Raw genomic sequence first — 13,330 nt, forward strand, 5'->3', positions numbered from 1 at the left:
TGGCGACCGTCACCCGGGTCGAATTCTCGACCCGGCAATGGTATGCGCTCGGGAACTAGTGAAAGGACCATTCCTGACGTTCATCGAGTGGAATGGTCCCTTGCAAAGGAACGAAGGGGAGGGTTCGTCGGGGATTGGTCCGGTCAGCCGGGGCCGCGCAGGCGGCGTTCGAGCCGGCCGAGGCGGGCCCGGACCGGGTGGGCCAGGAACTCGCCGAGCACCATGCCCGCGGCCAGCGCCAGGCCGATGCCCATGGCCAGCACGAGGGTGGACAGGCCGGCCATGTCGCCCTGCACGGTGAGCTGGTACAGCCCGCGGTACGTGGTGAGGCCGGGCAGCAGCGGCGTCAGGCCGGAGATGGCCACCACCAGCGGCGGCACCTTCAGCCGCCGGGACAGCAGCTGGCCGCAGAAGCCGATCAGCACTGCCGCCAGCGCGGAGCCGGTGAGCACGTCCGCGCCGGCGGCTTGCAGCGTGCTGTACACGCCGACGCCCAGTGCGCTGGACAGGCCGGCGACGAGCAGCGCCCGTGGCTGGGCGTAGCTGGCCAGGGCGAAGAACACCGCCGCGGCCGCGCCGGTGACGATCTGGATGGGAACCGTGCCGAAGCTCAGCGGCGACACCGGCGCCAGCGTGGAACCGACCCCGAGCTTCACGCCGATGCGCAGCGCGAACGCCACGCCGGTGATCAGGCCGACCGACATCAGCAGCGTCTCCATCGTGCGGCCCGAGGCGGTGACGTTGTAGCCGTTGATGGCGTCCTGCACGGAGCTGACCACCGACAGGCCGGACAGCAGCACCACGATGCCCGCCGCGACGACCAGCGACAGCTGGTTCGGCGGCACCAGGCCGGTCGCGGTGGCGACCAGCGCCCCGCCGGCCCCGAGCGCGCCGCCGGCCACCTGCTGGAAGAAGAACGGCAGGTTGCGGCGGTTGAGGAGGCGGCCGACGCGGTCCACCACAGCCGTCACTGCCGCCGCGACCAGCGCCATCACCGGGCCGCCGCCGAGCAGCAGCGCAACCGACCCGGCCATCGCCGCCCACGCCACCGTCGCCAGCCAGCGCGGGTACGGGTGCTTCGCCGTGCTGATCTCGTCCAGCTCGGCGGACGCCTCCTCGGCCGACGCCGTGCCGGCGATGACCCGTCGGACCAGCGCCTCCAGACCGGCCAGGCGGGTGTAGTCGAGGCCGCGGGAGCGGACCACGCGCATCGACATCACCGGCGACGCGGCCGTGCCGCGATGACAGCAGACGGAGATCGAGATGAACGTCACATCCACCTCACAGCGGGGAAGGCCGTACGCCGCTGTCACCTGGACGAGTGTCGAGGCCACGTCCGCCGCCGCCGCGCCGCTGGCCAACTGCACCTCGCCGATGCGCAGCGCGAGGTCCAGAACCAGGTTCACCGTGCTGTCCGGCGGCAGCTCCGGGCCCACTTCCGTGGGCGGCCGCGAGGGTGACGGCACCGGTGTCCGCCGCCGTCGCCACAAGCTCGCCCGCACTCCCCGGGTGTGCCGCACGTTGCCCATTCCCTCCTCGATAGCCCGTACGCAGGATCGGCGTCGTTCACCCAACCGTTGCAAGGGCCACGACGTGGTCTCCGACACGCTCCGCCGGGTTACCCCGATCGGCCGACACCGATCACCGATTGCGCATGGCGCGTCTGCGCTGGTCAGGAGTGGTGCGCACCACCCGGGAGGCTGAGTCGACCTCCGGTCGGAGGAACGCGGTTCTACCCTGAGCAGCCCATTCGCCGCAGGTGCCACCAGGCCCTGCCAATTACCATGTGCAAGCGCCATGCCGGCGTAGCTCAATTGGCAGAGCACTCGCCTTGTAAGCGAGGGGTTGCGGGTTCAAGTCCCGCCGCCGGCTCAGTCTCTGGACACGTGTGCCCGCGGAAAGCGCGGGCCACGTCGCCTGATGTCGCGTCTGGGGGGCAACGCCCCAGACCTCGGCCTGGGGCGTTGCCCCAGACGTCACCCGCGTGCCAACGCCCCCAGGACCAGCCGAATCAGCGGGTGGTCCTCGCTGCCCTTCCGCACCGCCGCGAAGACCCGGCGCAGCGACAGGTTGCCCTTGACGGGCACCGCGACCGCGCCGGGTGTGCGGGTGAAGGCGTTGCGGGGGACCAGCGCGACGCCGGCGCCGGCGGCGACCAGGGCGACGATGGCGCGGAAGTCGTCGGACGTGTGCCGGATCCGGGCGTCGGAACAGGCCAGTAAGAGCACGTCCCGCAGCGGGTTGCCGGGCAGCGGCGCGATCCAGGGCTCGTCGCCGAGGGTGGCGACGTCCACTTCGGACTCGGCGGCGAGCCGGTGCGAGGCCGGCAGCACGACGTCGAAAGGCTCCACATACAACGGAAAACGCTTGAGGCGGCGGTCGTCGGTCTGCGGCGCGGGGCGGTACTCCTCGGTGATGGCGACGTCGATCTCGCCGTCCAGCAGCAGCGGGATGCTGGCGTGCCCCTCGGCGTCCTGGACGAGGACGGTGACGTCCGGCGCGGTGGCCCTCAGCGCGGCCACGGCGGGCGCGACGACCTGGGTGATCGCCGAGGCGAAGCTGGCCAGCCGGACCGGGCCCCGCAGGCCGGTGGAGAACGCCGCCAGGGTGGCCTCGGCCCGTTCCAGCTCGGCGGCGACGGCGTTGGCGTGCACCACGAGCAGCTCGCCGGCGGGCGTCAACCACACCCGCCGGCCCTTGCGCCGCAGCAACTCCTGCCCGGTCTCGGCCTCCAGCGCCGCCAGCTGCTGCGACACCGCCGACGGCGTCAGGTGCAGCGCGCGGCCGGCCGCGGTCACCGTGCCGTGGTCGGCCAGCGCCCGCAACACCCGCAGCCGTCGAGGGTCGATCATCCGTCCATCTTGGACCGTGCCGCGACGAACGCGTCGACGGCGCGGTTGACGTCCTCCAGCGTGTGCGCGGCGGACATCTGGGTGCGGATCCGGGCCTTCCCGTGCGGCACCACCGGATACGAGAAGCCGATCACGTAGATGCCCTGCTCCAGCAGCAGATCCGCCATGCGGCCGGCCTTCGCGGCGTCGCCGATCATCACGGGGATGATCGGGTGCTCGCCGGGCAGCAGGTCGAAGCCCTCCTCGGTCATCCGCCGACGGAAGAGCTCCGTGTTGGCCCGCAGCCGGTCCAGCAGCTCGCCGGACGAGCTGAGCAGGTCCAGCGCGGCCAGCGCGGCGCCGGCGATGGACGGGGCCAGCGAGTTGGAGAACAGGTACGGCCGCGACCGCTGGCGCAGCATCTCCACGATCTCCGCGCGGCCCGACACGTAGCCGCCGCTCGCGCCGCCCAGCGCCTTGCCGAGCGTGCCGGTCATGACGTCCACCTTGTCGGTGACGCCGAACAGCTCGGGCGTGCCGCGGCCGGTCGGGCCGGTGAAGCCGACGGCGTGCGAGTCGTCGACCATCACCAGGGCGTCGTAGCGCTCGGCCAGCTCGCAGATCTTGTCCAGCGGCGCGAGGTAGCCGTCCATGGAGAAGACGCCGTCGGTGGCGATCAGCCGGTAGCGGGCGTCGGCCGACTCCTGGAGGATCCGCTCCAGGTCGGCCATGTCCCGGTTGCGGTAGCGCTGCCGCTTGGCCTTGCACAGCCGGACGCCGTCGATGATCGACGCGTGGTTCAGCTCGTCGGAGATGACCACGTCCTGGTCGGTCAGCAGCGTCTCGAACAGGCCGCCGTTGGCGTCGAAGCAGGAGCTGTACAGGATCGTGTCCTCGGTGCCGAGGAACTCCGACAGCCGGGCCTCCAGCCGCTTGTGCAGCTCCTGGGTGCCGCAGATGAAGCGCACCGACGCCATGCCGAAGCCCCACTGGTCCAGCGCCTCGTGCGCGGCCCGCACCAGCACGGGGTGGTCGGCCAGGCCGAGGTAGTTGTTGGCGCAGAAGTTGAGCACGGTCTCGCCGGTGACGCTGACCTGCGCCGCCTGCGGCCCGCCCAGCACCCGCTCCGCCTTGTACAGCCCCGCCTCGCGGATCTCGGCCAGCCCGGCCCGCAGGTCGTCCCGCATCGCGCCGTACATCTACTTCTCCGTCCAGTCGAGCAGCACCTTGCCGCAGCGGCCCGCGCGCGTGGTGTCGAAGGCCGTGCGGTGTTCTGTGTAGTGGAACTTGTGCGTGATCACCGGGGCGACGTCCAGGCCGGCCTGGAGCAGCACCGACATCGAGTACCAGGTCTCGAACATCTCCCGGCCGTAGATGCCCTTGAGGTGCAGCATCTTCAGCACCACCGAGCCGAAGTCGACGGGGAACTCCTTCGACGGCAGGCCGAGCATCGCGATCCGGCCGCCGTGCGACATGTTGGCGATCATCTCCCGCAGCGCCGACGGCTGGCCGGACATCTCCATGCCCACGTCGAAGCCCTCGGTCATGTTCAGCCGGTCGTAGGCGTCGGCCAGCGTCGCGTCGGCGACGTTGAGCGCCAGGTCCACGCCGACCTTGCGGGCCAGCTCCAGCCGGTGCTCGCTGACGTCGGTGATGACGACGTGGCGCGCGCCCGCGTGCCGGGCGATGGCCGCGGCCATGATGCCGATCGGGCCGGCGCCGGTGATCAGCACGTCCTCGCCGATGACCGGGAAGGACAGCGCCGTGTGCACCGCGTTGCCCAGCGGGTCGAAGATCGCCGCCACGTCCAGGTCCACCTCGGTGCGGTGCGCCCAGGCGTTCTGCTCCGGCAGCACCGCGTACTGGGCGAAGGCGCCGTTGCTGTGCACGCCCAGGCCGCGCGTGTTGGCGCACAGGTGGCGGCGGCCGGCCTTGCAGTTGCGGCACGTGCCGCAGACCAGGTGGCCCTCGCCGCTGACCAGGTCGCCGACCTTGACGCCGGTGACGTTCCGGCCGGTCTCCACCACCTCGCCGACGAACTCGTGGCCGAGGACCAGCGGCGGCTTCACGTTCTTGGCCGCCCAGTCGTCCCAGGAGTCGATGTGCAGATCGGTGCCGCAGATGCCGGTGCGGAGCACCCGGACCGCCACGTCCGCGGGCCCGACCTGCGGATCCGCCACGTCGGTCAGCTCGAGACCCGGCGCCGCGTCGACCTTGACCAGTGCCTTCATGGCCGAAGTCTCGCCCTCCCTCCCTGTGTAGTCCATCGCGAGTTTCTGAAGACGCTTGTTAGGGTTATTTCACAGCGACGCCGGATCCGCAGGGCGGTAGCCTCTGGCTGTCCGTTAAGGGGAGAGACGGCGGTAATCCGGAAATGTCCACGGAGCACGAGCAGCAGCCCGCGTACCAGAACTACCCGGCGATGCCGCCCGCTCAGCCGGCGCCCTGGAGCCCCGGCATGCCGCCGAGCTACGGCATGCCAGCCGGTCCGTACGGAATGCCGCCGAGCCCGTACGGCATGCGCCCCGGCGTCAACGGCTTCGCCATCGCGTCCCTGGTGCTGGGCATTCTCGCCCCCTTCAGCGGCCTGGTGCTGGGGTTGGTGTTCGGCATCATCGCGCTCGTCGGCATCCGCCGCACCGGGGAGCGCGGACGCGGCATGGCCATCACCGGCATCGTGCTGTCCAGCCTGTGGATCTTGCTGGTCGTCGCCATCGTCGTTTTCGCCGTGATCGCCGCGGCGACGGATCCGACGCGGACGTCGTCCTCCGGCGCGAACACCAGCTACAACTTCAAGCCGGGGCAGTGCTTCGACCGGGACAACACCAGCAAGGCCGTGACCGTCCGGGACTGCGGCCAGCCGCACGACGCCGAGGTGTTCGCCGTCGAGCCGCTGTCCGCGACGTCCTTCCCCGGCACGGCCGCCGTCCAGGCCGTCGGCCGGTCCAGGTGCACCGCCGACTCCGACCAGTTCCTGACGCCCGGCATGAACTATCCCGACATCGAGGTCCTCTACCTGTACCCGCAGCAGGCTTCCTGGACTCACGGCGACCGGTCCGTGAAGTGCTACTTCGCGAACGCCACCGGGGCCAAGATGACGGGGCACGTCAAGGACACCGGGGTGCCCTACAACGCCGACCAGAAGCGCTACCTCGACGCCGTCGCGCCGTACAACAAGATCGTCGACGAGGAGGAGAACGCCGAGACGTTCGCCGAGGAGCACGACGTCGCGGTGCGGTCCGTTCCCGTTGTGCAGCAAGAGATCGCCGCGCTTCAGGCCGGTCCGTGGCCGGCCGCCGTGCAACCCTCGGTCGACAAGCTCGTGGCCGCCAAGCAGCAGGAGCTCGCCGACCGCCAGCGCGCCGCCGCGGCCACCGACGAGGACAGCCTGGACGACGCGCTGGACGACGCCGACAGTCATGACGGATCCGTCGAGGCCAAGGCCGTCCGGACGGCCCTGCACCTGCCGGCCGGCTGATCAGGGCCGTTCGCCGGGGATCGCGGTAGCCTGGGCTGTCCGTTAAGGGGAGAAACGGCGGTAGATCGCACATGTCCACCGAGCCCGAACAGCCCGCGTACCAGAACTACCCGGCCATGCCGCCGGCCCAGCCCGCGCCGTTCGTGCAGGTCAAACCCGGTGTCAACGGATTCGCCGTCGCCTCGTTCGTCACCGGCGTCGTCGGCATCGTCGGGGGCGCGATCTTCAGCGTGGTGTTCGGCATCATCGCGCTGGTCAGCATCAACCGGACCCGCCAGCGCGGCAAGGGTTTCGCCATCGCCGGCATCGTGCTGTCCGGGCTGTGGACCGTCGTCCTGGTGGTCTTCTTCGTGTCCGGCGTGCTCCAGGGCATCCGCGAGGCGCCGGCCCGGACCGCGGCCGACGCCAGCTACAACTTCAAGGTCGGGCAGTGCTTCGACCGTCCGCAGACCAACCAGTCCGCCGCCTCGACGCCGCTGGACTGCGCCAAGTCGCACTTCGGCGAGGTGTTCGCCGTCGAGCCGCTGTCCGGGAACGACTATCCCGGCAAATCCACCGTCGAGACCATCGGGCACAGCAAGTGCCCCGCCGACGCCGGCCGGTTCCTCACCCCGGGGCTGAACTACCCGGACGTCACCACCGCGTTCCTCTATCCGCTGGACACCTCGTGGGCGCACGGCGACCGGGACATCAAGTGCTTCTTCCACCGGATCGACGGCCTGCCGATGACCGGTCGCGTCAAGGACAGCGGGACGCCCTACACCGCCGACCAGAAGCTCTATCTCGAGGCCGTCGAGCCGTACTACAAGATCGCCGGTGAGCAGGACGCCGCGACGTCCTGGGTCGCCAAGCGCGATGTCTCCGCCCAGGCGGTGCCCGTGCTGGAGAAGGAGATCTCCGAGCTTCAGGCTCGGCCGTGGCCGGGCAACGCCCAGGGCCTGGTGACCGGCCTGATCAACGTCAAACAGATGGAGTTGGCCGACCGGCAGCGGGCCGCCGCCGCCACGGACGAGGGCAGCCTCGAGCACGCGCTCGACACCGCCAGGACTCACGACGTCGACAGCGACGACACGGACGGGGCCATCAGGACCGCCCTGCACCTGCCGCCGCGCTGATCACTGCTGCTCGCCGCGCCACTCCACCGTCTCGTCGTACGGGCCGATGTGGCGCTGGCGCGGCTGTGGGGGCTCCAGGTGCACGGTGCCAGGGGCGAAGCTGGTGAGGATGCTCGTCACGGCCAGGCCGATGGCCAGGTTGATCAGGCCCGTCGTGAGCCGGCTGGCCAGGTCCACCGGCAGGCTCAGCGGCAGCACCACCGCGATCAGCGTCAGCAGCACCATGATCCACGTGAAGAACACCGTCGCCCGCGGGGTCGTCACCAGGAGCAGGTGCAGCAGGCCCGTCGCGGCCAGCGCGATCGCCGCCGACACCAGCGCGTATGTGACCGTGTTGGCATTGCCCCACACCCCCTCGCCCTTCGGTGCCAGCACCTCCACCCCGACGAGGCCGCGGGCGATGAGAATGCCCACCACCGCTATCAGGCCCGCCACCAGCGCGGTCGCCACCGCACCGGCCCACAGCCTGCCCGCGTCGACCCGGATCTGGGGGTTGTTGTCGGTCATCACGCGTCCTTCCGCACGGCTTTCACCCCCGATTGTCCCGCCTATGGCGGCCGCGCGCCCGCCGTCGAACGGGCGCGTCCGGGTGGTGGCGTCCGTTCGTGTCGACTTGACGGCGCCATGTGATGAAACCGCAGGTAGGGCGGGCGTGGGAGGGTCGAACCGTGAAGGAGGTGCAGGTGAGCGCTGCGCTCGAGCATCCGATCGGCCCGAACACCATCGAGCACTGGCTGGCGGTGGACGCACCGGAAGACCGATCCCGCCTGGAGTTGATCTGGGGGACTTCCACGCGAGTCCGATGCCTTCTCTGCAACACCAGTTCGCCGTTGACGAGTTGCGGGCGCTGCTCAGGGACGCGCTCCAACGGGCTGACCGCACCGAGCTGCACGTGCTCACCGCAGCAGCGACCGCGATCAGTTCACCGCTGCGGACCGGCCTGATTCCGGAGGTGCTGGTGATCGACATCCCGCCGTTCGGCGCGGCCAGTACGTGGAGGAGATGACCGCCCAGCCGGGGGAGACCGTCACCGTCAAGGCAGCCCCCGTCCCCGTCACTTTCGATCCGGCGGTGCTCAGCCCCTGACGGTGAACCGACCTAGACTCGCGACCGGTTCGGTGGGACGCGAGAACAGGGAGGCCGGACGGTGCCGTACGAGGCAGCGGGGGCGCGATACGAGGACATGAACTACCGGCGTTGCGGGCGCAGCGGCCTGCGACTGCCGGGGATCTCGCTGGGGCTGTGGCACAACTTCGGCGACGACCGGCCGTACGAGTCGGGGCGGGCGATCGTGCGCAGGGCGTTCGATCTGGGCATCACGCACTTCGACCTGGCCAACAACTACGGCCCGCCCTACGGCAGCGCGGAGCGGAACTTCGGGCGGATGCTGGCGGACGATCTGCGGCCGTACCGGGACGAGTTGATCATCTCCACGAAGGCAGGCTACGACATGTGGCCGGGCCCGTACGGGGAGTGGGGCTCGCGCAAGTACCTGACGGCGTCGCTGGACCAGTCGCTGAAGCGGATGGGGCTGGACTACGTCGACATCTTCTACTCGCACCGGTTCGACCCGGACACCCCGCTCGAGGAGACGATGGGCGCGCTGGTCAGCGCCTACCAGCAGGGCAAGGCGCTGTACGTGGGCGTCTCCTCCTACTCGGCGACGAAAACCCGCGAGGCGGCGGAGATCCTGCGCACAGCGGGCGTCCCGCTGCTGATCCACCAGCCGTCCTACTCGATGCTGAACCGCTGGATCGAGGCCGAACTGCTGGACGCGCTGGACGAGGTGGGCGCGGGCTGCATCGCCTTCTCGCCGCTGGGCCAGGGAATGCTGACGGACAAGTACCTCAACGGTGTGCCCGAGGATTCCCGTGCGGCACAGGACAAGTCGCTGTCGACGAGCCTGCTCTCGGACGAGAATCTGGCCCGCATCCGGGCGCTGAACGAGATCGCGGGCCAGCGCGGGCAGTCGCTGGCCCAGCTGGCGCTGACCTGGTCGCTGCGCGACCCGAGGGTGACGTCGGCGCTGATCGGGGCGAGCTCGGTGCGGCAGCTGGAGGACAACGTGGCGGCGCTGTCGGCCCCGCCGCTGACCGACGACGAGCTGGCCGCGATCGACAAGCACGCCGTCGAGTCGGGCATCGACCTCTGGGCGCAGTCACACCTGGCCGGCTGACAGCGGGAACCGCACGGTGAACACGGTGGTGCCGGGCTGGCTGCGAAGCGAGACGGCGCCACCGTGCGCGGTGACGAGCGAGTGCACGACGGACAGCCCGAGCCCGGTGCCGCCGCTGCCACGCGTCCGCGAGTCGTCGACGCGGAAGAACCGGTCGAACACCTTGGCCTGGTTCTCGGGACTGATGCCCACCCCGGCGTCGGCGACGTCGACGACGGCCCACCCCGGCTCGGTCCGCAGCCGCAGCGCGACGGGCGTGCCGGGATCGGTGTGCACGGCGGCGTTGGTGAGCAGGTTGTCCAGCACCTGCCGAAGCCGCATCGGGTCGCCGACCATGGGCAGCGTCGCCGGCTCGACCTCCAGCGTGAACGGATGGTCGGGCCGCGCGGCCTGGAAACCGTCGGCGGCGGCCACGGCGATCTCGACGAGATCCACCGGCTCGGGTCGCAGCGGCGCCTCCGCGGCGTCCAACCGGGCCAGCAGCAGCAGGTCGTCGAGCAGCAGGCTCATCCGGCCGGCTTCCTCCCGCATCCGCGCGAGGTGCCGCTCCCGCTCGGCCGGCTCGTTCGCCGCGGCGTACGCGAACAGGTCGGCGTAGCCACGGATCGAGGTCAGCGGGGTGCGCAGCTCGTGCGACGCGTCGGCGACGAACTGCCGCAGCCGCTGCTCGGCGGCGGACCGCGCGACCAGCGACGTGTCGATGTGATCGACCATCACGTTGAACGCGGACCGCAGCTCCTCCACCTCGACGCCGCCGCCCTCGCCCTTGGCCCGCACGGAAAGGTCGACGGATTTGGCGGTCAGGTCGGTGGAGGCGATGGTGTTCGCCGTTGACGCCATGTCGGCCAGCGGTCGCAGGCCCCGCCGCAGAACCTGTTGTCCGGCGACGACAAGCACGATCAGCGCGACCGCGAACGTCACCAGGTCGACCATGATCAGCCGCCGGATGGTGGCCTCGGTGTCGGACTCGGACAGCCCGACCACGGCGATCTTGCGCTGTCCCAACTGGTTCGTGAACGGCGCCGCGGTGAACCGGTAGGTGGAGCCGTTGACCGTGATCTCCTGCTCCGGGTGCACGGGACCGCCGAGCAGCGACCGCTGGACGAGCGGGAGCAGCGCGTGCAGGTCGACCTGCGAGGGACCGGTGGCGACGAGGTTGTTGCTGCCGGGGCGGAGCTCGAACTGCATGCCGATCGGCGGGTCGTGCTCGGGTTGGTCGCCGCCGTGCCCGATCTTGCCCGGCGACACCGAGATCTGGCCGGTCGTCTTGTACTGGGTGAGCACCGTGCCCAGCTGCTCGCTCAGCCGCGCGGACAGGTACTGGTGCAGCAGCGACACCGTCACCGCGCCGACCAGCCCGAACACCACCAGCGCGAGGGCGCCGAGCGCCAGCGAGAGCTGGGTTCCCAGGCGCAGCCGCCGCCAGGCGGCCGTGAGTCTGGTCATCACGTGGCTCGGCGGACCACGTAGCCGACGCCGCGGATGGTGTGGATCAGCGGGATGTTGTCGGTGTCGAGCTTCCGGCGCAGGTGCGAGATGACCAGCTCGACCACGTTGGAGCGGCCGCCGAAGTCGTAGTCCCAGACGTGGTCGAGGATCTGCGCCTTGGTCAGCACGGCGGGCGAGCGCCGCATCAGGTAGCGCAGCAGCTCGAACTCGGTCGGCGTCAGCGACACGTTCTGCTCGCCACGGCGCACCTCACGGGTGTCCTCGTCGAGCTCCAGGTCCTCGACGGCCAGCACCGAGCGCTTCCAGCCGGGGCCGGTGGTGCGGCGCAGCACGGCCCGCAGGCGGGCCATCAGCTCCTCCACCGCGAACGGTTTGACCAGGTAGTCGTCGCCGCCGCGGGTCAGGCCGGCGACCCGGTCGGCGGTGGCGTCCTTGGCGGTCAGGAACACCACCGGCACCATCGCGCCGCTGGCCCGCAGCCGGTCCAGCACCGTGAAGCCGTCCAGGTCGGGCAGCATCAGGTCGAGCACGACGATGTCCGGGTTGAAGGCGGCCGCCTCGGTCAGGGCGTCGCCGCCGCTGTTGGCGACGCGCGCCTGCCAGCCCTCGTACTTGGCCACCGTGGCCACGAGGTCGGCGATGTGGGGCTCGTCGTCCACGACCAGCAGTCGGACCGGGGCTTCCGCCTTGTCAGCACGCACAGGACCAATGGTGCGTCAGGTAATCGACAGGTGGCGAGCCGACGCCCCGGTCGACAGCTCCCCGACAGAAGTCCCACAGGTGGGGCACAGCAAGACCACCCATTCTGGGGACATGCGGCACGTCGAGCAGGTGATGGGGATGCCGGTGTCGGTGGACGTCCGGGACCCGGTCGACGTGGCGCCGCTGTACGAGGACCTGCGGCGGGTGGACGCCCGGTTCTCGCCGTTCAAACCGGACAGCGAGGTCAGCCGGTACGGGCGCGGCGAGGTCGCCGAGGTCTCTGACGAGCTGGCCGAGGTGCTCGGCATCTGCAGCCACTACGAGCGGATCAGCTCGGGCGCGTTTACGGCGACGCTGCCGGGGCGGCCGTTCGATCCGTGCGGTGTGGTGAAGGGCTGGGCCGTGCAGCGGGCGGCTGACCTGCTGCGCAAGCAGGGCGCGACCCGGTTCTGTGTGAACGCCGGCGGCGACGTGGTGGCGGCCGGTGAACCCGAGCCCGGTCGGCCCTGGCTGGTCGGCATCCGGCATCCCGAGCTGGCCGACCGCATGTGCGCTGTGCTGGGCGTCAGCGACCTGGCGGTGGCGACCTCGGCGACGTACGAACGGGGCGAGCACATCCTCGACGGCCGCACCGGTCTGCAGGCGCGGGGCCTGCTCAGCGTGACGGTGGTGGCCGCCGACCTGACCACCGCCGATTGTGTTGCCACAGCGGCGTTCGCCATGGGACGGCACGGTGTCGCCTGGGCCGACGCCCAACCCGGCTGCCTGATCTTCGCCGTCGACGCCGACCACGTCGTCCACCGCTCCGCCGGCCTCGACCGCCACCTCATCGCCGACGTCACCTGACAACCCGGCGAGTCGCGCGCACAGACACACCGAAATGCGGTTTCGGGTAGATCGTCATCGGCTGGTGAGCCGGGCCAGCCGCAGTCCGCCGAGCAGCAGCTCCAACCCGTACTCGAAGGTCTCGGGGGTGTAGTAGTCGCCGCCCGCGGCCGTGAGCAGCGGAAACAGCACGGGGTCGGGGGTGTGGGCCACCGGACGTGGGGACTGCTCGTCCGCGACGAAGCCGGCGACGTAGCTCAGCACGGAAACGAGAGCCCGCATCGCGTCCTGGGGGCTGAAGCCGGCGGCGGTGAGGTTGCGCAGCGACAGCTCGGTGAGCCGGCTCATGGCGGGGTCGGCGGTGCGGGCCTCGGCCAGCACGCGAGCGCCGTCGCGGTGTGACAGCAGGGTTTGCCGGAAGCCACGGGCGATGTCGGCGAGCTGGTCCATCCACGCGCCGGCGGTGGCCAGGTCGCCTAGCCCGTCGCGGATCATCGCGGCAGCCATCTGGTCGACGAGCTCCTGGCGGTTCCGCACGTGCCAGTACAGCGCCGACGCCTGGACGTGCAGGCGTTCGGCCAGGGCGCGCAGCGTCAGACCATCCAGGCCGACGTCGTCCAGCAGTGCCAACGCGGCCCGCACGACCGACTCCCGGCTGAGTTTCACGGTGGGCAGCTTAACGGTGTTCTGCCTTGCCTGAACGACGTTCACGGCTGCGGCCGGAACCGATCAAGTCGCCCGATCGGGTTTGCCG

13 protein-coding genes and 1 tRNA gene are annotated in these 13,330 nt (G+C 70.6%); 6 read left to right on the forward strand and 8 right to left on the reverse strand.

The features are described 5' to 3' along the window. Window positions 1–143: 143 nt before the first annotated feature. Window positions 144–1,529, reverse strand: a complete 1,386-nt coding sequence (locus tag BCF44_RS14745) for a threonine/serine exporter family protein (RefSeq protein WP_116174785.1) — start codon at window positions 1,527–1,529, stop codon at window positions 144–146. 270 nt (window positions 1,530–1,799) lie between these two features. On the opposite strand from BCF44_RS14745, the gene BCF44_RS14750 reads away from it, so the two are divergent. Continuing rightward, a tRNA-Thr gene (locus BCF44_RS14750) sits at window positions 1,800–1,872 on the forward strand. 104 nt (window positions 1,873–1,976) lie between these two features. Here BCF44_RS14750 and BCF44_RS14755 read toward each other — a convergent pair. From BCF44_RS14755 to tdh, 3 genes are read right to left on the reverse strand one after another with little or no spacing between them, the layout of a single operon-like run. After that, on the reverse strand, window positions 1,977–2,852 hold the full coding sequence (locus BCF44_RS14755) for a LysR family transcriptional regulator (RefSeq protein WP_116174786.1): 876 nt from the start codon (window positions 2,850–2,852) through the stop codon (window positions 1,977–1,979). Further along, window positions 2,849–4,030, reverse strand: a complete 1,182-nt coding sequence (locus BCF44_RS14760) for a glycine C-acetyltransferase (RefSeq protein ID WP_116174787.1) — start codon at window positions 4,028–4,030, stop codon at window positions 2,849–2,851. Before BCF44_RS14760 ends, BCF44_RS14755 begins: the two co-directional genes overlap by 4 nt. Continuing rightward, the gene (gene tdh, locus BCF44_RS14765) at window positions 4,031–5,062 is read right to left on the reverse strand and encodes an L-threonine 3-dehydrogenase (protein WP_116174788.1); all 1,032 of its coding nucleotides are present in this window, start codon (window positions 5,060–5,062) and stop codon (window positions 4,031–4,033) included. It abuts the gene before it with no gap. Between the two features lie 143 nt (window positions 5,063–5,205). On the opposite strand from tdh, the gene BCF44_RS14770 reads away from it, so the two are divergent. Both BCF44_RS14770 and BCF44_RS14775 read left to right on the forward strand, forming a co-directional pair. Further along, on the forward strand, window positions 5,206–6,309 hold the full coding sequence (locus BCF44_RS14770; RefSeq protein ID WP_116174789.1) for a DUF4190 domain-containing protein: 1,104 nt from the start codon (window positions 5,206–5,208) through the stop codon (window positions 6,307–6,309). Window positions 6,310–6,380: 71 nt separating this feature from the next. Then, window positions 6,381–7,424 (forward strand): DUF4190 domain-containing protein, encoded by a 1,044-nt coding sequence (locus BCF44_RS14775; protein ID WP_116174790.1) that lies wholly within the window; start codon window positions 6,381–6,383, stop codon window positions 7,422–7,424. On the opposite strand, the gene BCF44_RS14780 is transcribed toward BCF44_RS14775, so the two are convergent. Next, window positions 7,425–7,931 carry a DUF6069 family protein gene (locus BCF44_RS14780; protein WP_211353021.1) on the reverse strand — a complete coding sequence of 169 codons (507 nt, stop codon included), beginning with the start codon at window positions 7,929–7,931 and terminating at the stop codon, window positions 7,425–7,427. A gap of 295 nt (window positions 7,932–8,226) precedes the next feature. Between BCF44_RS14780 and BCF44_RS14785 the strand changes: the two genes are divergently transcribed. Next, window positions 8,227–8,430, forward strand: a complete 204-nt coding sequence (locus tag BCF44_RS14785) for a hypothetical protein (protein WP_116174791.1) — start codon at window positions 8,227–8,229, stop codon at window positions 8,428–8,430. Between the two features lie 141 nt (window positions 8,431–8,571). After that, the gene (mgrA, locus tag BCF44_RS14790; protein ID WP_116174792.1) at window positions 8,572–9,600 is read left to right on the forward strand and encodes an L-glyceraldehyde 3-phosphate reductase; all 1,029 of its coding nucleotides are present in this window, start codon (window positions 8,572–8,574) and stop codon (window positions 9,598–9,600) included. On the opposite strand, the gene BCF44_RS14795 is transcribed toward mgrA, so the two are convergent. Both BCF44_RS14795 and BCF44_RS14800 read right to left on the reverse strand, forming a co-directional pair. After that, window positions 9,583–11,046 carry a sensor histidine kinase gene (locus BCF44_RS14795; protein ID WP_116174793.1) on the reverse strand — a complete coding sequence of 488 codons (1,464 nt, stop codon included), beginning with the start codon at window positions 11,044–11,046 and terminating at the stop codon, window positions 9,583–9,585. The genes mgrA and BCF44_RS14795 overlap by 18 nt on opposite strands. Then, a complete protein-coding gene (locus tag BCF44_RS14800) occupies window positions 11,046–11,750 on the reverse strand; it encodes a response regulator transcription factor (RefSeq protein WP_116174794.1) in 705 nt (234 codons plus the stop codon). Before BCF44_RS14800 ends, BCF44_RS14795 begins: the two co-directional genes overlap by 1 nt. 112 nt (window positions 11,751–11,862) lie before the next feature. Between BCF44_RS14800 and BCF44_RS14805 the strand changes: the two genes are divergently transcribed. After that, window positions 11,863–12,597 carry an FAD:protein FMN transferase gene (locus tag BCF44_RS14805; protein WP_116174795.1) on the forward strand — a complete coding sequence of 245 codons (735 nt, stop codon included), beginning with the start codon at window positions 11,863–11,865 and terminating at the stop codon, window positions 12,595–12,597. A 54-nt stretch (window positions 12,598–12,651) separates the two neighbouring features. Here the strand turns inward: BCF44_RS14805 and BCF44_RS14810 are convergent, their stop codons facing one another. Next, window positions 12,652–13,242, reverse strand: coding sequence for a TetR/AcrR family transcriptional regulator C-terminal domain-containing protein (locus tag BCF44_RS14810; RefSeq protein WP_116174796.1), 591 nt, complete (start codon window positions 13,240–13,242; stop codon window positions 12,652–12,654). Window positions 13,243–13,330 lie beyond the last annotated feature (88 nt).

The sequence above is a fragment of the Kutzneria buriramensis genome (assembly GCF_003387475.1).
In the GTDB taxonomy this organism is placed as follows: Bacteria; Actinomycetota; Actinomycetes; order Mycobacteriales; family Pseudonocardiaceae; genus Kutzneria; species Kutzneria buriramensis.